The organism is Streptomyces sp. NPDC045778, from assembly GCF_056431945.1.
This window is the reverse complement of record NZ_JBWKJZ010000047.1, coordinates 1-20,813: the sequence shown is the minus strand read 5'-3', so window position 1 is coordinate 20,813 and position 20,813 is coordinate 1. Positions and strand designations below refer to the sequence as shown.

19 protein-coding genes and 1 tRNA gene are annotated in these 20,813 nt (G+C 72.9%); 8 read left to right on the top strand and 12 right to left on the bottom strand.

Annotated elements, in window-relative coordinates; all coding sequences use genetic code 11:
- Positions 1–17 precede the first annotated feature (17 nt).
- From AC07GB_RS36590 to AC07GB_RS36580, 3 genes are all read left to right on the top strand, one after another.
- Complete coding sequence (locus tag AC07GB_RS36590; RefSeq protein WP_478853296.1) at positions 18–1,025, top strand: zinc-binding dehydrogenase; 1,008 nt, start codon at positions 18–20, stop codon at positions 1,023–1,025.
- A 113-nt stretch (positions 1,026–1,138) separates the two neighbouring features.
- Entirely contained in the window at positions 1,139–2,428 is a 1,290-nt protein-coding gene (locus tag AC07GB_RS36585) for a GNAT family N-acetyltransferase (protein ID WP_478853294.1), read from the top strand.
- Positions 2,429–2,517: 89 nt separating this feature from the next.
- Entirely contained in the window at positions 2,518–4,083 is a 1,566-nt protein-coding gene (locus tag AC07GB_RS36580) for a hypothetical protein (RefSeq protein WP_478853292.1), read from the top strand.
- Here the strand turns inward: AC07GB_RS36580 and AC07GB_RS36575 are convergent.
- The 3 genes from AC07GB_RS36575 to AC07GB_RS36565 all read right to left on the bottom strand — a co-directional run bounded on the left by AC07GB_RS36575 (position 4,080) and on the right by AC07GB_RS36565 (position 6,016).
- On the bottom strand, positions 4,080–4,988 hold the full coding sequence (locus tag AC07GB_RS36575) for an aminoglycoside phosphotransferase family protein (RefSeq protein WP_478853290.1): 909 nt from the start codon (positions 4,986–4,988) through the stop codon (positions 4,080–4,082). The genes AC07GB_RS36580 and AC07GB_RS36575 overlap by 4 nt on opposite strands.
- A gap of 64 nt (positions 4,989–5,052) precedes the next feature.
- Entirely contained in the window at positions 5,053–5,835 is a 783-nt protein-coding gene (locus AC07GB_RS36570; protein WP_478853288.1) for a DsbA family protein, read from the bottom strand.
- A 104-nt stretch (positions 5,836–5,939) separates the two neighbouring features.
- Positions 5,940–6,016, bottom strand: a tRNA-Thr gene (locus tag AC07GB_RS36565).
- Between the two features lie 210 nt (positions 6,017–6,226).
- On the opposite strand from AC07GB_RS36565, the gene AC07GB_RS36560 reads away from it, so the two are divergent.
- From AC07GB_RS36560 to AC07GB_RS36550, 3 genes are all read left to right on the top strand, one after another.
- Positions 6,227–7,363: an ABC transporter ATP-binding protein gene (locus AC07GB_RS36560; protein ID WP_478853286.1), complete on the top strand. Its 1,137-nt coding sequence runs from the start codon at positions 6,227–6,229 to the stop codon at positions 7,361–7,363.
- Between the two features lie 244 nt (positions 7,364–7,607).
- Complete coding sequence (locus AC07GB_RS36555) at positions 7,608–8,066, top strand: hypothetical protein (RefSeq protein ID WP_478853284.1); 459 nt, start codon at positions 7,608–7,610, stop codon at positions 8,064–8,066.
- Positions 8,067–8,160: 94 nt separating this feature from the next.
- Positions 8,161–8,895, top strand: coding sequence for a nucleotidyltransferase family protein (locus tag AC07GB_RS36550; protein ID WP_478853282.1), 735 nt, complete (start codon positions 8,161–8,163; stop codon positions 8,893–8,895).
- 71 nt (positions 8,896–8,966) lie between these two features.
- On the opposite strand, the gene AC07GB_RS36545 is transcribed toward AC07GB_RS36550, so the two are convergent.
- The 7 genes from AC07GB_RS36545 to AC07GB_RS36515 all read right to left on the bottom strand — a co-directional run bounded on the left by AC07GB_RS36545 (position 8,967) and on the right by AC07GB_RS36515 (position 15,954).
- Positions 8,967–10,691, bottom strand: coding sequence for a DoxX family protein (locus AC07GB_RS36545; RefSeq protein ID WP_478853354.1), 1,725 nt, complete (start codon positions 10,689–10,691; stop codon positions 8,967–8,969).
- 114 nt (positions 10,692–10,805) lie between these two features.
- Positions 10,806–11,747 carry a 23S rRNA (guanosine(2251)-2'-O)-methyltransferase RlmB gene (rlmB, locus tag AC07GB_RS36540; RefSeq protein ID WP_478853280.1) on the bottom strand — a complete coding sequence of 314 codons (942 nt, stop codon included), beginning with the start codon at positions 11,745–11,747 and terminating at the stop codon, positions 10,806–10,808.
- An 89-nt stretch (positions 11,748–11,836) separates the two neighbouring features.
- Entirely contained in the window at positions 11,837–13,243 is a 1,407-nt protein-coding gene (gene cysS / locus AC07GB_RS36535; protein WP_478853278.1) for a cysteine--tRNA ligase, read from the bottom strand.
- A gap of 81 nt (positions 13,244–13,324) precedes the next feature.
- Entirely contained in the window at positions 13,325–13,729 is a 405-nt protein-coding gene (locus AC07GB_RS36530) for a PPOX class F420-dependent oxidoreductase (RefSeq protein WP_478853276.1), read from the bottom strand.
- 126 nt (positions 13,730–13,855) lie between these two features.
- Complete coding sequence (gene ispF, locus AC07GB_RS36525; RefSeq protein WP_478853274.1) at positions 13,856–14,356, bottom strand: 2-C-methyl-D-erythritol 2,4-cyclodiphosphate synthase; 501 nt, start codon at positions 14,354–14,356, stop codon at positions 13,856–13,858.
- The gene (gene ispD / locus AC07GB_RS36520) at positions 14,346–15,083 is read right to left on the bottom strand and encodes a 2-C-methyl-D-erythritol 4-phosphate cytidylyltransferase (RefSeq protein WP_478853272.1); all 738 of its coding nucleotides are present in this window, start codon (positions 15,081–15,083) and stop codon (positions 14,346–14,348) included. The genes ispF and ispD overlap by 11 nt, the downstream gene beginning before the upstream one ends.
- Positions 15,084–15,471: 388 nt before the next feature.
- A complete protein-coding gene (locus tag AC07GB_RS36515; protein ID WP_003953493.1) occupies positions 15,472–15,954 on the bottom strand; it encodes a CarD family transcriptional regulator in 483 nt (160 codons plus the stop codon).
- 684 nt (positions 15,955–16,638) lie between these two features.
- On the opposite strand from AC07GB_RS36515, the gene AC07GB_RS36510 reads away from it, so the two are divergent.
- A complete protein-coding gene (locus AC07GB_RS36510) occupies positions 16,639–17,394 on the top strand; it encodes a copper chaperone PCu(A)C domain-containing protein (protein WP_478853270.1) in 756 nt (251 codons plus the stop codon).
- 176 nt (positions 17,395–17,570) lie between these two features.
- Here AC07GB_RS36510 and phoP read toward each other — a convergent pair whose 3' ends face one another.
- The gene (gene phoP / locus AC07GB_RS36505; protein WP_030682312.1) at positions 17,571–18,251 is read right to left on the bottom strand and encodes a two-component system response regulator PhoP; all 681 of its coding nucleotides are present in this window, start codon (positions 18,249–18,251) and stop codon (positions 17,571–17,573) included.
- Positions 18,248–19,513, bottom strand: coding sequence for a two-component system sensor histidine kinase PhoR (gene phoR, locus AC07GB_RS36500; protein ID WP_478853268.1), 1,266 nt, complete (start codon positions 19,511–19,513; stop codon positions 18,248–18,250). Before phoR ends, phoP begins: the two co-directional genes overlap by 4 nt.
- Before the next feature lie 295 nt (positions 19,514–19,808).
- On the opposite strand from phoR, the gene phoU reads away from it, so the two are divergent.
- Positions 19,809–20,495, top strand: coding sequence for a phosphate signaling complex protein PhoU (phoU, locus tag AC07GB_RS36495; RefSeq protein WP_478853266.1), 687 nt, complete (start codon positions 19,809–19,811; stop codon positions 20,493–20,495).
- Positions 20,496–20,813: the final 318 nt, after the last annotated feature.

Here is a 20,813-nt window from a genome sequence, read left to right as displayed (position 1 = left end):
CTCCAGAGGAGCCCGCCATGCACGCCGTCCGTCTGCACGCCTTCGGCCCCGCCGAGAACCTCACGTACGAGACCGTCGAGGACCCCGTGCCGGGCCCCGGCCAGGTGCGGATCGCCGTCGCGGCGGCCGGGGTGCACCTGCTCGACACCGCGATCCGGGAGGGCGAGCAGGGCCCGCTGCCCCAGCTGCCCGAGCTGCCGACGGTCCCGGGCCGCGAGGTCGCGGGCACCGTCGAGTCCGTCGGCGACGGCGTGGACACCGCCTGGCTCGGCAAGCGCGTCGTCGCCCACATCGGCTTCGCCCCCGGCGGCTACGCCGAGCTGACCGTGACCGAGGCCGCCCGGCTGCACGAGCTGCCCACCGGGCTCGGCTTCCCCGAGGCCGTGGGGCTCATCGGCACGGGGCGTACGACGATGGGCATCCTCCAGTTCACGGACCTTGACGCCGACTCCGTGGTCGTCGTCCCCGCCGCCGCGGGCGGCATCGGCACGCTGCTCGTGCAGTACGCCAAGCACGCCGGGGCCACGGTGATCGGCCTCGCGGGCGGCCCCGCCAAGGTGGCCCGCGTCGCGGCGGGCGGCGCCGACCTCGCCGTCGACTACACCGACCCGGCGTGGCCCGACGAGGTCCGCGCGTACCTCAAGGGCCTCGGCGACGGCGGCCGCGCCGCGACCGTGGTCTTCGACGGGGTGGGCGGCGACGCGGGCCGGGCCGCCGTGGACCTGCTCGGGCCGGGCGGCAGCCACGTCGCCTTCGGCTGGTCGGAGAAGAAGGGGCCGGTGGCCCTGACCGACGAGGAGCTGGCCGCGCGCGGCATCACGCGGATCGACCCGCTCGGCGGAGCCATGCTGGCGAAGGCCGGCGGCGACAACCCCGTCCGCACCCTGGAGCTGGCCGCCCTGCGCGCCCACGAGGGCGGCTACTTCACGCCCGCCGTGCAGGCCTTCCCCCTGGCAGAGGCGGCAGAGGCCCACCGCGCCCTGGAGTCCCGCGCCACCACGGGCAAGGTCGTCCTGATCCCCTGATCCCCTGAGCCCCTGATCCGCTGAGCCACGGGGCCCCGCGGCCCGGGCGTTCGCGGTGCCGCTCGGGCAAAAACCAGATGCCCGTGCGGCAGGCGCGAACTACCGTCCGGATTATGGACTCCGCACCCCCCAGCCCGGCCCCGTCCACCACCCTCACCTTCCGCGACCTCCCCGACACCGACCTGGACCGCGCCCTCGACCTGGTCTACCTCGCCTTCCACGAGAGCCCGGAGGACGAGAAGCGCAAGCACCACCACGACCTGCTGCGCGGCTGCGACCGCGTGGGGGCGTACGACGGGGAGACGCTGGTCGGTCTCCTCGCCACCTTCCGGTTCACGATGTCCGTGCCGGGCGGCGAGCTGCCCTGCCCCAGCGTCTCGTTCGTCTCCGTCGCCCCCACGCACCGCCGCCGCGGCGTGCTCTCCGGCATGGTCGCGGCGCTGTTCGAGCGGTGCGGCGCGAGCGGCCGTCCGCTGGCGGCCCTGTGGGCGTCGGAGGACGCGATCTACGGCCGCTTCGGCTTCGGCCCCGCCACGTACAACAACACCGTCGAGGTGAAGTCCGAGCGCCCCCTGGCCCTGCGGATCGCCCCCGACGAGGGCCCCCTGCGCCTGGTGGACCCGGCGGCCGTGCCCGCGCTGCTCGCCGAGTACTACGACCGCACGCGCGCGGCCCGGGCGGGCCGCATCGACCGCACCGGGCCCTGGTGGCGCGAGGAGTGGATGGCCACGGAGGACGAGGACGACGACGACCTGTCGCCGCCGCGCGTCGTGGTCCTCGGCGCCGCGGACGACCCCGACCGCGTCACCGGGTACGCCATCTACCGCACCAAGGGCCGCGACGACGCCCCCGGCCTGGTCCGCCTGGACGAGCTGGAGGCCGACACCCCGCGGGCCGCGGCCGCGCTGTGGCGGTATCTGGCCTCGATCGACCTGACGGGCCTGGTCCAGGCGTGGGGCCGCCCGCTCGACGACCCGCTGCTGCTGTTCGCGGGCGACCGCGACCAGGTCCGCGTGACGGGCCAGTACCCGGGCCTGAGGGTCCGGCTCGTCGACGTGCGCGCCGCGCTGCTCGCCCGCTCCTGGGCGGCCCCCGTCGACCTGGTCCTGGAGGTCCGCGACGCCCAGCTCCCGGGCAACGAGGGCCGCTTCCGTCTGACGGTCACCGGCACGGACGCCGACACGCTAGACGGCACGGCGTACGCGGCGGCCTACGCCCCCACCGACTCCCCCGCCGACCTCTCCCTCGACGTGCGGGACCTCGGCTCGGCCTACCTCGGCGGCGTGCCGCTCGTGTCCCTCGTCCGCGCGGGCGTCGTCACCGAGCACACACCGGGCGCGGCCGCGGCCCTGGACGCGACGCTCACGACCGCGCTGCTGCCGCACACGGCCGACACGTTCTAGCCACCTCCCGCGGCGCCTTCTCGTACGCTGCCAGCTCACGGATCAGCGTGTGGACGAGAGGGATGTCGGCCGGTGCGGCGGTACGGATCATGAACGCGGCGAGCCGCGGGCGGCGGGCGCGGGCCGAGCGAAGGGCCCTGGCCGCGCTGCTCACCCTCGGCCTCGTCGCGGGCTGCACCCAGGGCGGCGGCCCCGGCACGGACACCGGCGGCGCCCGGCGCACCGTCACGCTGAAGTTCTACGACCCCCAGGGCCACGGCACGCTCCTCTCCCCCGGCCGGGCCCGCGCCGTCACGCACGGCAGCGGCGGCTCCGACAGCGACGCCCTCGTCGACCCGCGCACCCTGCGCGTCCTCGACGACTTCCCGCTGTACGAGGACGGGCGGCGCCTCCGCTTCGACCTGGCAGGGCGCGGCGGACCCGCGGCCCTCGCCCTCAACTGGCCCACCGAGCAGGGCTTCTCCACCGTCGTCGTCGACGGCGGCGGCAAGGGCTTCAGCCGCGCGGGCACCGTCGTCTTCAACCACGCCGCCGCGAAGGACGCCAAGCGCCGCCTCGACGAGGCCCTCGCCCTGCGCCCCGCCCACCGCCGCTCGGCCCGCTTCACCGCCGCCTACCGCACGGCCGCGCGCGAGCTGGCCCGCGCCGACGCCGCGGACTCCGACGCGGGCCGGGGCAAGCACGGCCAGCGGGCCCTGAGCGCGGTCGACGCGGCGTACGGGCAGCTCCTGGAGGAGTACGGGCCGCGCGTACGCCACCCGCACGCGCCCTGGACGGGCGTGACCGCCGCCGACGACGCGGACCCGAAGCGGTGGGCGCCGCTCGCCGGGCGCCTCACCCGGCCCCACGGCTGGGCGCGGATCGTCTTCGACGCGGGCGACGACCCCCGCGGGCCCGTCCCCCGGCGCTTCCGCGAGGCGGTGGCCGCCGCCCACGCCGCCGGCCTGAAGGTCCTCGGCCAGCCGGTCGACTCCGCGTACGCCAACGGCTCCGAGCACCGCGACCTCGGCACCCGCGCGGGCTATCTGGCCCGGATCAAGCGGTACGTCGACGCGTTCCCCGAGATCGAGGCCTGGGAGATCGGCAACGAGGTCAACGGCTGCTGGACGGACTCCCGTACCACCGCCGACGGCGACTGCACGGACCGGCTCCTGCCGCCGCGCGACCGCATGCGGCACAAGATCGCCGACGCGGCGGCGTACGTGCGGAAGAAACGGCCCGATGCCGACGTCGTCCTCACCCTGTACTGGCAGCTGGGCACGGACGCGGCCCGCTGGTCGGCCTTCACCTGGCCGCGCGCGAACCTGCCGCGCGCGGTCCGCGAGGACATCGACGTCGTGCTCCTGTCCAGCTGGATCGAGGACGCCCCGCTCGGCCTCGCCTTCGACCAGGTGATGACGCGGCTCGCGGCGGACTTCCCCGACCAGCGCGTGGGCCTGGGCGAGCTGGGCTACTGGAACGCGGACACGTCCAAGTTCTACTGGGCCTTCGACGAGGACGACCCGGACGCGGCCCGCCGGAAGGTCGCCCGCCGCTACTACGCGGCCGCCCTCGGCTACCCGTCGAGCGTCGGCGGCACCTTCTGGTGGTACTTCGCCCAGGAGATGCCCGGCGACGCGGGCCTGCGGGCCGCCGTGCGTGACGCCCGGCCCTAGAGCGGGCCCCCGAGCAGCCGCCGCGCCAGCTCCAGGTCCTCCTCCGGCGCGGGACGCCCGTCCTCGATCTCCCACAGCGCGTTCTGGAGCACACGGCCGAGGGTCCACGCGCGCGCCCGCTCCCGGTCCAGGCCGAGGACCTCCGTCATCGCGTCGAAGCGCCAGCGCGCGTCGTCCGGGTCGAAGAGGTTGTTCAGTCCTGGCCACAGGTCGAAGCCGGGGTCGCCCGCGAGGGGCTTGGGGTCGATGGCGAGCCACGGCTCGCGCTCGGCCGCGAGGACGTTGTCGAAGTGCAGGTCCCAGTGCAGCATGCGGTCCCCGGGCTCGCCCACGACCTCGCGCACGGCGTCCGCGCACCGCGCGACGAGCGCCCGGTCGGCCGGGTCGGCGATCGCCTTGAGCGCGGCCGGCGTGTCGTCGAGCATCTGCCCCGCGATGTCGCCGAGCGTACGCATGCCCTCGGGCGCGGGCCCCGCGGTGAGCCGCGCGAGCAGCTCCGCGATGACGAGCACGGCCCCCCGGGTCTCGTCCTTGCCCGCCTCGGCGAACCGGGTCAGCTCCCGGCCGTCACCGGCCCGCTCCAGCAGCATCGTGCCGGTGGCCGCGTCGTGGTCGAGCAGCCGCACCGCGCCGTCGCCGCCCCACACGCGAAGCGCGACCGGCTCGCCCTCGGTCTCCTCGTCGAGGACCTGGAACTTCACCACGGCCGGTGAGCCGTCGGCGCGCTCCACGGGCAGCACGAGCGCCGCCATGCCGTGCATGGACTCGCCGACGGGCGTCAGCTCCCACCGCTCGAGGGTCCGCGCGGCGAGGTCCGGCAGGCCCGCGACGAAGGCGCGGCCCGCCTCGCCCGCGTACAGGTGCTGGGAGGCGACGAGGGCGTCCGGGACGTGGATGTCGATCACGGGCGCGACCCTACGCGGGAGGCCGCGCGGGTCGCGCCCGATTAATTCCGGACACCCGGCTCGTTCAGGAGACCCCGGCCGCCTTGAGGGCCTTCGCGAAGTCGGCCTCGGCGTACAGGGAGTCGGCGGGCGCCTTCTCGCCGTCGATCTCGACCGCGGGCGTCCCGGACACGCCGTCGTCGCTGAAGGCCTTCATGGCGGTGGCGACCCACGCCTTGTGCGCGTTGCCGGTCACGGCCTTCTCGAACGCGGCGTCCTCGATGCCCGCGGCCGCGCCGATCTTCAGCAGGAAGGCGGGCGTGAAGCCGTCCGTGCTCTCCGCGGGCTGGTTGGTGAAGAGCGCGGAGTGGAACTGCGGGAACTTGCCCGTGTCCACGGCGGCCCGCAGCGCGTTCGCGGCGTTCTTGGAGCCGTTGCCACCGAAGTTGTTGTCGAGGAACGAGGCGATCGTGTACTCGACCTTCACGTCACCCGCGGCGAGCGGCGCGACGAGCGCCTGCGCGCCGGTCTCCTCGAACTTCTTGCAGTAGGGGCAGCGCGGGTCCTCGTACACCTTCACGGTGTGCTTCGCCGACGGCTCGCCGACCGTGATCACACCGCCCTTGACCGCGGTGGGGACCTTCGCGAGGTCGTTCACCGAGGCGGGCGGGACCTTCGCCTCCGGGCCGGACGGCTTGCCGGAGACGGAGGCGGAGGGTGAGGCGGAGGGTGAGGCGGACGGGGTCTTCTTCCCCGCGCCCGTCCAGTCACCGCCGTCGTCGTCCGAGTCGCACCCGGTGACCACGGCACCGAGCAGCGCGACAGCGGCCACCGACGCGGCCACGCGCCCGGCCTTGCGTACGGCCATGGAAAGCCCTCCAGAGCTTCAGAGATCGTCACGTACCGCTGAGGGCGCCCGATACGCGGCCTACCGCGCGGCGCCCTGCGGAAACGGTTCGCGAGGACGGCGTGTGGAGCCCCCTGTCGGATTCGAACCGACGACCTTCGCTTTACAAGAGCGGCGCTCTGACCAGCTGAGCTAAGGAGGCCTGCACGGGCCCCTGTGCGGCACGTGCCCGTGCAGTGTAACCAACGGGACCCCTTCCGCAGTCGAAAATCTCGTCGAAGGTCATCGGCTCCGGACTACTGACAGAGCGGTGACCAGCGAGGTAGCGTCTCGGGCAGTCCAGACGACTGGACTAGACCCATCCTTTACTCGGATCGTCCGGCACGTTCCTGCCGGTGAAGGGGGCCCCACCATGGCCACTGTCACGTTCGACAAGGCGACCCGGATCTACCCGGGTTCCACCAAGCCCGCCGTCGACGGCCTCGACATCGCGATCGAGGACGGCGAGTTCCTCGTCCTGGTCGGCCCGTCCGGCTGCGGCAAGTCGACGTCCCTGCGCATGCTCGCGGGCCTGGAGGACGTGAACGGCGGCGCCATCCGCATCGGCGACCGCGACGTCACGCACCTGCCGCCCAAGGACCGGGACATCGCCATGGTGTTCCAGAACTACGCGCTCTACCCGCACATGACGGTCGCCGCGAACATGGGCTTCGCCCTGAAGATCGCGGGCGTCGACAAGGGCACGATCCGGCAGAAGGTCGAGGAGGCCGCGAAGATCCTCGACCTCACCGAGTACCTGGACCGCAAGCCCAAGGCCCTCTCCGGCGGCCAGCGCCAGCGCGTCGCGATGGGCCGCGCCATCGTCCGCGAGCCCCAGGTCTTCCTCATGGACGAGCCGCTGTCGAACCTCGACGCCAAGCTCCGCGTCTCCACGCGTACGCAGATCGCCTCGCTCCAGCGCCGCCTCGGCATCACCACGGTGTACGTCACCCACGACCAGGTCGAGGCCATGACGATGGGCGACCGCGTGGCCGTCCTGAAGGACGGCCTGCTCCAGCAGGTCGACTCGCCGCGCAACATGTACGACCGCCCGGCCAACCTCTTCGTCGCCGGCTTCATCGGCTCGCCCGCCATGAACCTCGTCGAGGTCCCGATCACCGACGGCGGCGTGAAGTTCGGCAACTCGGTGGTGCCGGTGAACCGCGAGGCGATCGCCGCGGCCGCCGACCGGGGCGACCGCACCGTCACCGTCGGCGTCCGCCCCGAGCACTTCGACGTGGTCGAGCAGAACGGCGCCGCCGCCAAGACCCTCTCCAAGGAGTCCGAGGACGCCCCTGCGGGCCTCGCCGTGTCCGTGAACGTCGTCGAGGAGCTGGGCGCCGACGGCTACGTGTACGGCACCGCCGAGGTCGGCGGCGAGCAGAAGGACCTCGTGGTCCGCGTCAACGGCCGCCAGGTCCCCGAGAAGGGCTCCCAGCTCCACGTCGTCCCGCGCCCGGGCGAGACCCACGTCTTCTCCACCTCCACCGGGGAGCGCCTCAGCGACTGACGCCCGAAGGCGGACCCGGCCCGGCGCCGGGGCCGTCGCCGTCGGCCGGCCCGGAGGGCCCCGCACTCAGGCGCGGGGCCCCCTTCGCGCTCCCGGACACCCCCGAGCGTTGTCGACAAATACCCCGGCACATCGGCCATTTCGCCCGCGTTCGTCAACATCCACTTCGCCAAACCACATTCCCCCTCACCCAACCGGGTGACTAAATGTCGCCAAATCATCACCTAGCGCTACCCTCACTCGCGTGACGCACTCCGCCAACTACACCCAGAAGCCGCGCCGAGGCCACCGCGGCCCCGGCCGCCGCATCGGGCGCACGCTCGCCCTCGTCCTGCCCGTCGTCCTGGTGCTGTCCGGCACGCTCGCGGTCACCCGGGTCAACTGGACCGGCAGCTCATCGGATTCGGTCCTCACCGCCTCCGCGGGCGACCTCTCCGCACCGGCCAGGTCCCGCGGCCCCCACGAGGTCCTGCGCGACCGGCTCCTCGTCGAACTCCAGGAGAAGAACCCGGGCGTGGCCCTGACCCACCTCCAGCAGGAGGTCGACCGGCACCCGTCGCTCGCCAAGCACTGCGTGTCCATCGCCCGCGCCCTCGGCCGCGCCGCCGTCCGCGCCTACGGCCCGACCCGCGCCCAGTCGTACGCCCGCCCGGTGTGCGACACGTCCTTCGCCTCGGGCGTCGCCGCCCACCACAACAGCTGACGCGTACCGGGCCGACCCCGGCCCCACCCCTAACGCCCCCTGTCAGCGCCGGCCACGTCGGAACCCTGCGCGCCCCAACGCGTAGGGTTCCGTCATGACCACCGGTGACACCCACACAGCACAGCCCACGCAGGCCGTCGTCCTGGCCGGCGGCCAGGGTTCCCGGCTGCGCCCGTACACCGACGACCGCCCCAAGCCCATGGTCGAGATCCCCGGCACGGGCACCCCGATCATCGGCCACCAGCTGGCCTGGCTCGCGGCCGAGGGCGTGACGGACGCGGTCGTCTCCTGCGGCCACCTGGCCGAGGTGTTGCAGGACTGGCTGGAGACCGCCGACCTGCCGCTGAAGGTCACCACCGTCGTCGAGCCGGAGCCCCTGGGCCGCGGCGGCGGCCTGAAGTACGCGGCCGCGCACCTGCCGCAGCCCGACCAGGCCTGGTACGCGACCAACGGCGACATCTGGACCCGCTTCTCGCTGCGCGACATGGCGGCCTTCCACGCCGAGCGCGACGCCACCGCGACGCTCGCCCTGGCCCGCCCCCGCATCCCCTGGGGCGCCGTCGAGACCGACGCGTTCGGCCACATCACGGACTTCATCGAGGCCCCGCCGTCCCCGTACCTCATCAACGCGGGCGTGTACGTCTTCTCCGCCGCCTTCACCGCCCTGCTCCCCGACCGCGGTGACCACGAGCGCACCACCTTCCCGCGCCTGGCCCGGGAGAAGCGCCTGGCGGGCTTCCCGCTGCCGCAGGGCGCGTACTGGCGCGCCATCGACACCGCGAAGGACCTCACCGAGGCCGCCAAGGAACTGGCCGCGCAGAACCGCTGAGGCCGCCCCCGGCACCGGAAGGGCCCCGCACACCAGCCGTGTGCGGGGCCCTTCGCGTGCGGGCGGCGGACTCAGCCCAGGACGCCGCCGAGCAGGCCGGGGCGGCCACCGCTGCCGCCGGTGCTGCCGTCCGAACCGCCGGTGGTGCCACCGGTCGTGCCGCCACTGGGCCCGGCGCCGCCGCTCGTGCCGCCGGTCGAGGTCGGGCCGCTGGTGGCGGCGGGCGGGCGCTCCTGGGTCGGCGCGGGCTGCTGCTGCGCGGGGGCCTGGTCGCCGGTGCCCTGCGTCGCGCTCGGCCTGCTGCCCGTGCCGCTGACGCTGCCCGTCTCGCGGGCCGCGTCCGGCGTGCCGGTGGCGCCCTCCTGCGAGGGGGGTGCCGTGCTGCCCTGCGTCGGCGTCCCGGCGGACGCCGAGGGGCCGCGCGGGTCGCCGCGGCGCTCGCGCTTGCCGTCGGGGTCGCTCGGCAGCGGGGAGCCGGGCAGCTCGTTGCGGGGCGACTCGCCGGGCCCCGGCACGGTCACGCGGTCCGCGTCCCGCACCGCCCCGCCGAGCAGCGACCCGACCAGCAGCGTCAGGCCCACGACGACGGTGCCCACGAGTCCGCCCCTGCGCAGCACGCGGCGGCGCAGCTCCCACAGCTCGGCGCGCGGCCCGAGCGTGCGCCAGGCCTCCCCGGCGAGCCGGGCGTCGACGGAGTAGACCGGGGCGCCCGCGATGATGAGCGGCGACCAGGCGGCGAGGTAGATGATGTCGGGCGCGTCGTACGCCGGGACGGTCTTCCAGCTGACCGTCACGAGCAGCGCGATCGAGAGCAGCATCCCCACCCCGGCGGCGAGGCGCTGCCAGAGCCCGAGCACGGTGAGCACGCCGACGATCACTTGCAGGAAGGCGATGACGAGGCCCGCGCCCACGGGGTGCTGGAGCGCCCACTCCCGCAGCGGCTCGGCGAGCGCCCAAGGGTGCAGCGAATTCAGCCACTTGACCATGGAGCCGCGCTCGCCGCCGTCGAAGTAGACGGGGTCGCAGAGCTTGCCCATGCCCGCGTAGATGGAGATGAAGCCGAGGAAGACGCGCAGCGGCAGCAGCACCACGCCGAGGTTGAGACGGCGCCCCGGGTAGTAGGCGTGGCGCACCCCGTTGGCCGCCTTGCCGGTGCGGCGCCCGGCCGCCGCGTCCTCGCCGGACCCGTAGGACTCGTCGCCGTACCCGTCGTAGCCGTCGTAGCCGTCGTCGGGGAGTTCCCCGACGCGCTCCTCGTCGTCGACGCTGCCCGGCATGCGCATCTGCGGAAGGAGCCGGGTGGGGCCGTGGTCGCCGCCGGCGCCGACGGCGGGGGTCCGCACGGTGTCGCCGTACGGGTCGTCGACGGCGACGCGCGGGATGACCTGGGTGGCACCGGCGTCGTCGAAGCCGCCGGGGAGGCCCTGCGGGGGGCCGCCCGCCGTCACGTCCGCCGAACGGCGCACCCCGCTGCCGCGCACGGCCTGGAGCAGTCCGCCCGCGCCGGGATCACCCGGCTCGGACTTCCCGCTCCAGACGACCGGCGCGCGCCGGCGCGCGCCACCGCTCGCCGCACCCACCGCGGGCATGCTCACGGTGTCCTCGGCGGCGCTCACATGGCGGGCGACGCGCGGCGATTGGGTCCGCCCGGCCGGGGCCAGCCGGACGCGGAAGCTCGCGTGATTGACGATGACCTGCGCGGGGTCGCAGGGCACCTTCACCATGCTCAGCGCGGGAGTGTCGTCGAACCCTGACGAGCGTCCCCCCGTGGGTGTGCGGGGTGTTCTGGTGTCCACACTCATCTAACCGAGTGACGGGAGGTTTGGACACTGCCTTGACCGCCCGGATCTGTCCGGACCCCGTCAAACCCCCACCTTTTCCCCGGCCCCCGCGGAGCGACGCAGGGAGGGTCAGCGCCTGCGGCGGGCCGCCTCGTAGAGCACCACGCCCGCGGCCACGCCCGCGTTCAGCGACTCGGCGCCGCCCGGCATGGGGATGCGTACGCGGAAGTCACAGGTCTCGCCCACGAGCCGGGAGAGGCCCTTGCCCTCGCTGCCGACGACGATGACGACCGGCCCCTCCAGGGCTTCGAGGTCGCCGATCTCGCGGTCCCCGTCGGCGGCCAGGCCGACGACCACGATGCCCGCCTTCTTGTACGCCTCGAGCGCCCGCGTGAGGTTGGTGGCGCGCGCCACCGGCGTCCGCGCGGCCGTACCCGCGGACGTCTTCCAGGCGCCCGCCGTCATCCCGGCCGCCCGCCGCTCGGGCACGACGACGCCGTGGCCGCCGAAGGCGGACACGGACCGCACCACGGCGCCCAGGTTCCGCGGGTCCGTCACGCCGTCGAGCGCGACGATCAGCGGGTCCTGGCCCTCGTCGTACGCGGCGGCGGCGAGGTCCTCCGGGTGCGCGTACTCGTACGGCGGCACCTGGAGCACGAGGCCCTGGTGGTTGAGGCCGTTGGTCATGCGGTCCAGCTCGGGCCGCGGGGCCTCCATCAGGTGGATGCCGCCGCGCTCGCCGGCGAGCTGGATGGCGTCGCGGACGCGCTCGTCGTTGTCGATGAACTGCTGGACGTACAGCGTGGTCGCGGGCACGCCGTCGCGCAGCGCCTCGAACACCGGGTTGCGCCCGACGACCATCTCGGCCGTGCCCTTGGGGCCGCCACGGCGCTGCTGCGGGCGGCCCTGCGCGCGGCGCGCCTGGGCCTGCGCGATGCGCTGCTTGGCGTGCCCCTTGCGCATCTCGGCGGGCGGCGTCGGCCCCTTGCCTTCGAGGGCCCGGCGCCGCTTGCCGCCGCTGCCGACCTGCGCGCCCTTCTTGCCGGACATGCGGCGGTTGTTAGCGGCCATGACCTACCTGTTCCTCGGGGTTGCGTACGTATGTCTCTGCAATGCAGTGTGCCGCCCGGCGCGCCGGGCGGCACATTCACGGGGTCCCGCTAGCGCGAGCCGAGCGTCCAGCGCGGGCCCGACGGGCTGTCCTCGATGGCGAGGCCCGCCTGGGCGAGCTGGTCGCGGATGGCGTCCGCGGTGGCCCAGTCCTTGCGGCCGCGGGCGGCCTCGCGCTGGTCGAGGACGAGCCGGACCAGGGTGTCGACGACGCTGTGCAGCTCCTCGCCGGAGCCCTCGCCGCCGGCCGCCGCCCACTGCGGGTCGAGCGGGTCGAGGCCGAGGACGCCCAGCATGGCCCGCACCTCGGCGAGGCGCGCCACGGCGGCCTCCTTGTCGTCCGCGGCGAGCGCGGAGTTGCCCTGCCGGACCGTGGTGTGGACGATCGCGAGCGCCTGCGGGACGCCCAGGTCGTCGTCCATGGCGTCGGCGAAGGCGGGCGGCACCTCGGCCGCGGGCTCCACGACACCTCCGGCCAGCTCCACCACGCGCTGCGCGAAGCCCTCGATGCGGGCGAACGCCGCCTCGGCCTCGCGCAGGGCCTCCTCGCTGTACTCGATCATCGAGCGGTAGTGCGGGGTGCCCAGGTAGTAACGCAGGACGATGGGGCGCCAGCGCTTGACCATCTCGGAGACGAGCACCGAGTTGCCGAGCGACTTGGACATCTTCTCGCCGGACATGGTCACCCAGGCGTTGTGCACCCAGTACGTCGCGAAGTCGTCGCCGAAGGCCTTGGCCTGCGCGATCTCGTTCTCGTGGTGGGGGAAGATCAGGTCGATGCCGCCGCCGTGGATGTCGAAGGCGCTGCCCAGGTATTTGTGCGCCATGGCCGAGCACTCCAGGTGCCAGCCGGGGCGGCCGGGGCCGAAGGGCGTGTCCCAGGCGGGCTCGCCGGGCTTGACGGCCTTCCACATGGCGAAGTCGCGCGGGTCGCGCTTGCCGGTGATGCCTTCCTCGGCGGGCTGCTGCATCTTGTCCAGGTCCTGGCGCGACAGCTCCAGGTACTGGGGCCAGGAGCGCACGTCGAAGTAGACGCTGCCGTCGGCCTCGTAGGCGTGGCCGCGCTCGATGAGGCCGCGCATCATCTCGACCATCTCGGTGACGTGGCCGGTGGCGCGCGGCTCGTAGGTGGGCGGGAGGCAGCCGAGGGCGTCGTAGCCGTCGTTGAAGGCGCGCTCGTTCTCGTAGCCGATGGACCACCAGGGGCGGTCCTGGTCCGCCGACTTCCGGATGATCTTGTCGTCGATGTCCGTGACGTTGCGGATGAACGTCACGTCGTAGCCGCGGTACGTGAACCAGCGGCGCATGATGTCGAAGTTGAGGCCCGACCTGATGTGCCCGATGTGCGGGGCGGCCTGCACCGTGGCACCACACAGGTAGATCGAGACACAGCCCTCGGTGAGGGGGCGGAAGTCACGGATCTGCCGGGCGCTGGTGTCGTACAGGCGAATCGTCACCACTCCAGGGTAGTGGGCGCGGAAGAGTGCCCCGCGCCCCTTGGGGCACGGGGCACTCAACTGTGATGTCGCGCGGACCGTTCAGATGCGCCCGATGACCTTGCGCGCCGTGACGCGGACGACGACGCGCTGCGCGTCGTCCTTGGAGGCCGGGTTGAACTCGGCGTACTTCTTGCCCGTGTACTTCAGCGACAGCTCGTCGATCAGCTCCTGGCCGCCCTCGGTGGTGATCTCGGCGGTGCCCCGGATCTCCGCGTAGGTGTACGGCGCGTCGAAGGGCTGGAACAGCACCGTCACGCGCGGGTCGCGGCGCAGGTTCTTCTCCTTGCGCCGCCCGACGGTCGTCGAGAAGAGCACGTCGTCGCCGTCGCGCTTCACCCAGACCGGTGAGAGCTGGGGGCTGCCGTCGGGCTGGATGGTGGCGACGGTGATGAAGACCGGAGTGTCGAGCAGGGATTTGAGGTCGTCGGACAGTGCGGCGGACATGGCTTCACTCCTCGGCGGTTGATCGCTTGACGACTCGTAGCCCTACCCGATCGCGGGTCCGCGCACCATGGGGCGTGGCGGATTCCGGCCCGTGCTCAGCCCGTACGGACCACCAGGGCCGGGGCGTCAGCCCGTGCGGACCACCAGGGCCGTCGCGATGCCCATGAGGCCCTCGTCGCGGCCGGGGAAGCCGAGGCCGTCCGTGGTGGCGCCGGAGACGGAGACCGGGGCGCCGACCGCGTCCGAGAGGAGCTTCTGGGCCTCGTCGCGGCGCTTGCCGATCTTCGGGCGCGGGCCGATGACCTGCACGGCGACGTTGCCGATGGTGAAGCCGGCCGCCCGGACGATCCGGGCCGCCTCGGTGAGGAGGGTGAGCCCCGAGGCCCCGGCCCACTCGGGGCGGCCGGTGCCGAAGTGGGCGCCGAGGTCGCCGAGCCCGGCGGCGGAGAACAGCGCGTTGCACGCCGCGTGCGCGACGACGTCCGCGTCGGAGTGCCCGGCGAGCCCGGGCCCCTCGCCCTCCCACTTGAGCCCGGCGCACCACAGCTCGCGGCCGTCCTCGAAGGCGTGGATGTCGGTGCCGACGCCGACCTGCGGCAGCGGGTACGGCAGCGGTTCAGAAGCCATCGTTGGCCCTCCTGCGGGCGAGTACGGCCTCGGCGAGCACGAGGTCGAGGGGGCGGGTCACCTTGAACGCCTCCTCGTGTCCGGGGACGAGCACGACCGGCTCGCCGAGCCGCTCGACGAGCCCGGCGTCGTCCGTGGCGCCCTCGCCGACGACGTCGGCCTCGTGGGCGCGGACCAGGGTGGCGCGGTCGAAGCCCTGGGGCGTCTGCACGGCGCGCAGCCGCGCGCGCTCGGGCGTGGCGACGACGGGCTCGGGCTCCCCCGGCGCGCCGGGCGCGACCTCCTTGACGGTGTCCGCGAGCGGGAGCGCGGGCACCACGGCGGGCGCCCCGTCGCGGACGGCCTCGATGACGCCGTCGACGGTGTCGACGGGCACGAGCGGGCGGGCCGCGTCGTGTACGAGGACGATGCCGATGTCCGGCGGCAGGGCGTCGAGGCCGAGCCGCACCGACTCCTGGCGGGTGGCGCCGCCGGGCACCACGACGACGTCGGTGCGCTCGGGCAGCGCGTGGTCGGCGAGCAGCGTCTTGACCTCGGTGGCGCCGTCCGGCGGGGCGACGACCACGACGAGGGACACGGCGCGCGAGGCGGCAAGGGCGCGCACGGCGTGCACGAGCATCGGCGTGCCGCTCAGGGCGCGCAGGGCTTTGGGAGCACCGGGGCCGAGGCGCACGCCGCGGCCCGCGGCGGGGATCACGGCCGCGGTGCGAGAGGTTACGTCAGACATCGGTTCCGTTCAGGTTTGTGCGCTCGGCCGACATGGGTATGGCCACACCGTGCCGGGCGCGACGCCTTGACCGGACCCTTCCGTGACATCTGGTCGAGCCAGCTGCCCGAGCCCGGCACGCCAAAGTACCGGGGGATCTTTCCTTGCCCACCAACCGCCGGTGAAGTCCGGGGGATGACACAGGGCGCGGCCGGGCCCCGGATCCCGAGCGCGAGGCACGGATGACGACGCTGCCCGGGTAGGGACATGGGTATGAACATGCCGCAGCGCCCGGCGACACCCTCAGGTGTCGGCGGGCACTGCGGCAGTTCTTCATCCCGGAGTCATTCCGGACGCGAGCCCACGTGGGGCACGGTATCCGCACGCGCCGGAGCGACCACGTCGGTCGTCAGGACGCGAGGACCTCGTCGAGCAGGGCCTCGGCCTTGTCCTCGTTCGTGTTCTCCGCGAGGGCCAGCTCGCTCACCAGGATCTGGCGGGCCTTGGCGAGCATGCGCTTCTCTCCGGCGGACAGTCCGCGCTCACGCTCCCGGCGCCACAGGTCACGGACTACTTCCGCGACCTTGATGACGTCGCCGGAGGCGAGCTTCTCGAGATTTGCCTTGTAGCGACGCGACCAGTTCGTGGGCTCCTCGGCGTACGGCGCGCGCAGTACTTCGAAGACCCGGTCCAGGCCGTCCTGGCCGACCACATCACGTACACCGACGAACTCCGCGTTGTCCGCTGGCACACGTACCGTCAAGTCGCCCTGGGCGACCTTCAGCACCAAGTAGGTCTTGTCCACGCCTTTGATCTGACGAGTTTCGATAGCCTCGATCAGCGCGGCCCCGTGATGGGGATAGACCACGGTGTCGCCAACCTTGAACGTCATGTGACAGGTACCCCTTCCGTGGCTATCCAGGGTAACACGGATACGGCGTCTTCTGAATGGCGTTTTCGCAGGTCAGGGCATATCTCGGGGCTTGACAACAGCAACAGGAACGTGCTGCGGACCGGGTGCGGAAGGGGGTATTCGCAGGTCGGAGCCGCTCTCCGGCGACGGTGAAACGCTCACGTCACACACCCCGCGAGAGCGCCCCAAGGGGACGAACGTCCCGGTTTGCCGGGTTCCCTCAGGTGAACTTCCGCTACTCCGTTCGGTGACCGGGGACACGTGTACGCCCGCCGGTGAGCGGCGAAGTACGGGCCGCGCGGGAGCGAATCCGGAATTGATCAAGAAGCGTGGGCGCCGGTGCGCCGGAACCGCGCTCCGATGCGCTTGCTGTTAGACGCGTGATCCACCCGCCGATAGACACGTGATCCACACGCTGATCAATTTCCGTTCGGCCGCGCATTCCTTACGGAAAATCCCTCGGGCCCCACCGAGGCGGTTATACGAATGCCGAAACGTGAGACCAAAGGGGAGTGTGGGGCACGGGGGGTGCCACAGGCTCGTCACCCTCAGGGGCGGGTCGGGTGCGGCGGCGCGGGAACGGCTCGGTAACCTAAGCGCGCTGACACACCCTTAGGGCAACCGCCCGCCCGTATCGCCCACGTTCAAGGAGTTGCCGCCGCCGTGAGCCGCAGCCTTCGACGCGGCGCCATCGCCGCCACCGCCCTCGCGATCTCGCTCGCCTCGCTCACCGCTTGCGGTGCTGGAAACAACGCCCAGACGATCGAGATCAAGCCGGACAACGCGGCGACCGCCGTCGGCGACATCAAGATCCAGAACGCCATGATCATCACGCAGCCGGACCGCGAGTCGACGGGCCCCGCCGTGGTCTCCGCGACCGTGTTCAACAACGGCCGCACCGACCAGACCCTGGAGTCGGTCACGGTCGACGGCACCGGCAAGAAGGCCGCCCTGCGCCCCGCCAAGGGCGACCGCCCGGGCAAGAAGGGCAAGGGCGGCGGCCTGGTCGTCCCGGCCGGCGGCTCCATCGTCATCGGCGGCAAGGACAACGCGTCCGCCGTCCTGCCGAGCAGCCGCGAGGCCGTCAAGGACGGCAACGCGCAGCCCGTCACCTTCGGCTTCAGCAAGACCGGCGACGTCAAGCTGAAGACGTTCGTCGTGCCGGCCGAGAGCTACTTCGAGGAGTGGGGGCCGAGCGAGCTGCCGAAGGCGCCGGACGGCAAGCCCTCCGGCTCCCCTTCCGGGAAGCCCTCCGGCAAGCCCTCGGGCAAGCCGTCCGGTAAGCCGTCCGAGGGGGCGTCCGGGACTCCGTCGGGCAAGCCGTCCGAGGGGGCTTCGGGGGCCTCGGGGGCTCCGGCTGGTGAGGGTGAGGCTCCGGCGGGCGAGGCCGGCGCTTCGCACGAGGCCGCTGGGCACTGAGGCCGCGCACGTAGTACGCGGAAGGGCGGGAACCCCGAGGGGTTCCCGCCCTTCCGCGTACCTGTGTCGTTGTGACCTGCGGGCCGTGTGGGGCTGGGCGCGCAGTTCCCCGCGCCCCTACGGGGCGCTCCACTTCGGGGCGCTCCACTTCGGGGCGCTTCTGGCTTCGGGGTGGTTTACGGCTCGAACTTGTAGCCCAGGCCTCGTACCGTCACCAGGTAGCGGGGGGCGCCGGGGTCCGGCTCGATCTTCGCGCGCAGGCGCTTGACGTGGACGTCCAGGGTCTTGGTGTCGCCCACGTAGTCGGCGCCCCAGACGCGGTCGATGAGCTGCATGCGGGTCAGGACACGGCCCGCGTTGCGCAGCAGCATCTCCAGGAGGTCGAACTCCTTCAGGGGCAGGTCGACCTTCGAGCCGGAGACCGTCACCACGTGCCGGTCGACGTCCATGCGGACCGGGCCCGCCTCCAGGGCCTGCGGGGTGACCTCCTCCGGCTCGCCCCTGCGGCGCAGGACGGCGCGGATGCGGGCGACCAGCTCGCGCGACGAGAACGGCTTGGTGACGTAGTCGTCGGCTCCTATTTCGAGTCCGACCACCTTGTCGATCTCGCTGTCCTTGGCGGTGACCATGATCACCGGGACGTTGGAGCGGCTGCGCAGCTGGCGGCAGACCTCCGTGCCGGGCAGGCCCGGCAGCATCAGGTCGAGCAGGACGAGGTCGGCGCCATTGCGCTCGAATTCGTCGAGTCCGTCCGGGCCGGTGGCCGCGATCGCGACCTCGAAGCCCTCCTTGCGGAGCATGTACGACAGGGCGTCGCTGAAGGATTCCTCGTCCTCGACGACGAGCACTCGGGTCACGGAAGGACCTCCGGGGCGGCAGGAATGGGTTCGTATGCGGTTGTGACGTCGGGCCTGGCGCCCTGGTGCACGCCCTCGACGCCGAGGCGGTGCCCGGCTCCGCGGTCGCGGGTCGCGCCGGCCTCGGGCAGGCGCAGGGTGAAGGTGGAGCCCTGTCCCTCCGAGCTCCACACGGTGACCTCCCCGCCGTGCGAGGCCGCCACGTGCTTGACGATGGCGAGGCCGAGCCCCGTGCCGCCGGTGGCACGGGAGCGGGCCGGGTCGACGCGGTAGAAGCGCTCGAAGATGCGCTCCTTGTCCTTGTCCGAGATGCCGATGCCCTGGTCCGTGACCGCGACCTCGATGAGGTCCCCGCCGGGGGCGTTGACCCGCCTGGCGGCTATCCCCACGCGCGTGCGGGCCGGCGAGTAGTTCACGGCGTTCTCGACGAGGTTGCCGAGGGCCGCGGCGAGCTGGCCGCGGTTGCCCCAGACGTGCAGGTCGGCGGTGCCTCCGGCGGCCATCGTGATCTGCTTCGTGCCCGCCTGGTGGCGGCAGCGGTCGATGGCCTCGGCGACCAGCTCGTCCACGCGGACCGGCTCGGCGTCCTCCAGGGGGTCGTCGTTCTGCACCCGGGAGAGGTCGATCAGCTCCTGTACGAGGTTGGTCAGGCGGGTCGCCTCGTTCTGCATCCGGCCCGCGAAGCGCTCGACGGCCTCGGGGTCGTCCGCGGCGTCCATGACGGCCTCGGAGAGGAGGCTGAGGGCGCCGACCGGGGTCTTCAGCTCATGGCTCACGTTCGCCACGAAGTCGCGGCGCACGGCCTCGATGCGGCGCGCCTCGGTGAGGTCCTCGACGAGCAGCAGGACGAGCCGGGAGCCGAGCGGGGCCACGCGCGCGGAGACCGCGAGGGCGTCGCCCCTGCCGGTGCCGCGGCGCGGCAGGTCCAGCTCGACCTGTCGTATCTCGCCGTCGCGCCGGGTGTCCCGGGCCATCTGGAGCATCGGCTCGACGGCCAGCTTGCCGCCGCGTACGAGACCGAGCGCGTACGCGGCCGAGCTGGCCTTGACCACGCTGTCCGCCTCGTCGAGGACGACAGCGGACGAGCGCAGTACGGAGAGCACGGTGTCGACGCCCGGTGGCAGTACCGGGTCGGTGTGCAGGGAAGTCCTTGTGGGGCGTTTCTGGTCGCGTTCGCTCCAGCGGAACGCCAGCATCGCGATGACGCCGGTGCACACCCCGGCGATCGCTGCCGCTGCGGCGACCGCCGCGTTCACGTCCATGCCTCCAGGTTATGCGGGGTCGCAGCACCAGCCACAGCCATCCGGGTGACCCCCCGAACAGTCGTCGCTCAGAGTTCACCGTGGGGACAGTGATGGTTCATTTCGGGTGGTGGGGTCGGCGGAGCGACTGGTTCCGGCGAGAGAGGGGCGTATCCCACCGTTCACCTGGACGACAGGGGCGATTCACTTGTGATGCCGGTAACGGACGCGTGCGCGTCACACCGTGGGAGCGTAGGGGAGAACCCCTGAAGACGTAGGGGCGAGCCCCTGTGACGTACGAGAGAGGGACAGCCAGATGCGTGACGCGTACCACGAGGAACTTGACTCGATCGGCGAGGGACTGGTCGAGATGGCCCGTCTCGTCGGGTCGGCGATCGGGCGCGCCACCACGGCCATGCTCGACGCGGATCTGAAGCTGGCGGAGAGCGTGATCGCCGCCGACCAGAAGGTCGACGACCTCCAGCACGACCTGGAGGCCCGTGCGATAACCCTGCTGGCCCGCCAGCAGCCGGTGGCCACCGACCTGCGCATCGTCGTGACCTCGCTGCGCATGAGCGCCGACCTGGAGCGGTCCGGCGACCTCGCCCAGCACGTGGCCAAGCTCGCGCGGCTGCGCTTCCCCGAGTCGGCGGTGCCGCGCGACCTGCACGCGACCATCCTGGAGATGGGGCAGCTCGCGCAGCGCCTGATGGCCAAGGCGGCGGAGGTCATCATCACCAAGGACGTCGACCTGGCGCTCCAGCTGGAGCAGGACGACGACGAGATGGACCTGTTGCACCGCACGCTCTTCCAGCACCTGATGGACGACCGCTGGAAGCACGGCATCGAGACCGCGGTCGACGTGACGCTGCTCGGCCGCTACTACGAGCGCTTCGCGGACCACGCGGTGTCGGTGGCGAACCGGGTGGTGTACCTGGTGACGGGCGAGCACGCGGACGAGATCCAGCCGGGTGGGGGGGCTGTGGCTGTGGAGGGGGCCTGATCCCTGAGGGGGCCGGGCCTTCGCTGGCCCTGAGGGGGCCGGGCCTTCGGCGACTCGGGAGGGGCCTGCCGAGCTGGCCTCTCCCCTGCTGGGCTCTCTTGTGCGTGCCCTTGCTGCCCGCGCTGCGCGCGGCCGGGGCGGGCCCACCCGCCCGCCCCATCGGGGAACCGGCGGTCGGCCTCCGCGGCCGGGCCGGCCTGGCGGGGTTCGACCACGAGTCGGGGCCTAGGTTCTGTCGTCAAATGTCACGCCCACATCAGGAGTGAGGCGAGGGTGACTGCTGCGTGGTAGGACTCGGCGGTCTTGTCGTACCGGGTG

Coding starts and splice junctions, on each gene's coding strand:
- AC07GB_RS36580 (WP_478853292.1), top strand. CDS start 2,518: ATGAACGCGGCGAGCCGCGGGCGGCGGGCGCGGGCCGAGCGAAGGGCC.
- AC07GB_RS36530 (WP_478853276.1), bottom strand. CDS start 13,729: ATGTCCGCCGCACTGTCCGACGACCTCAAATCCCTGCTCGACACTCCG.
- AC07GB_RS36550 (WP_478853282.1), top strand. CDS start 8,161: ATGACCACCGGTGACACCCACACAGCACAGCCCACGCAGGCCGTCGTC.
- rlmB (WP_478853280.1), bottom strand. CDS start 11,747: ATGGCCGCTAACAACCGCCGCATGTCCGGCAAGAAGGGCGCGCAGGTC.
- AC07GB_RS36590 (WP_478853296.1), top strand. CDS start 18: ATGCACGCCGTCCGTCTGCACGCCTTCGGCCCCGCCGAGAACCTCACG.
- phoR (WP_478853268.1), bottom strand. CDS start 19,513: ATGGACGTGAACGCGGCGGTCGCCGCAGCGGCAGCGATCGCCGGGGTG.
- AC07GB_RS36560 (WP_478853286.1), top strand. CDS start 6,227: ATGGCCACTGTCACGTTCGACAAGGCGACCCGGATCTACCCGGGTTCC.
- AC07GB_RS36515 (WP_003953493.1), bottom strand. CDS start 15,954: ATGACGTTCAAGGTTGGCGACACCGTGGTCTATCCCCATCACGGGGCC.
- AC07GB_RS36570 (WP_478853288.1), bottom strand. CDS start 5,835: ATGGCCGTACGCAAGGCCGGGCGCGTGGCCGCGTCGGTGGCCGCTGTC.
- ispF (WP_478853274.1), bottom strand. CDS start 14,356: ATGGCTTCTGAACCGCTGCCGTACCCGCTGCCGCAGGTCGGCGTCGGC.
- ispD (WP_478853272.1), bottom strand. CDS start 15,083: ATGTCTGACGTAACCTCTCGCACCGCGGCCGTGATCCCCGCCGCGGGC.
- phoU (WP_478853266.1), top strand. CDS start 19,809: ATGCGTGACGCGTACCACGAGGAACTTGACTCGATCGGCGAGGGACTG.
- AC07GB_RS36585 (WP_478853294.1), top strand. CDS start 1,139: ATGGACTCCGCACCCCCCAGCCCGGCCCCGTCCACCACCCTCACCTTC.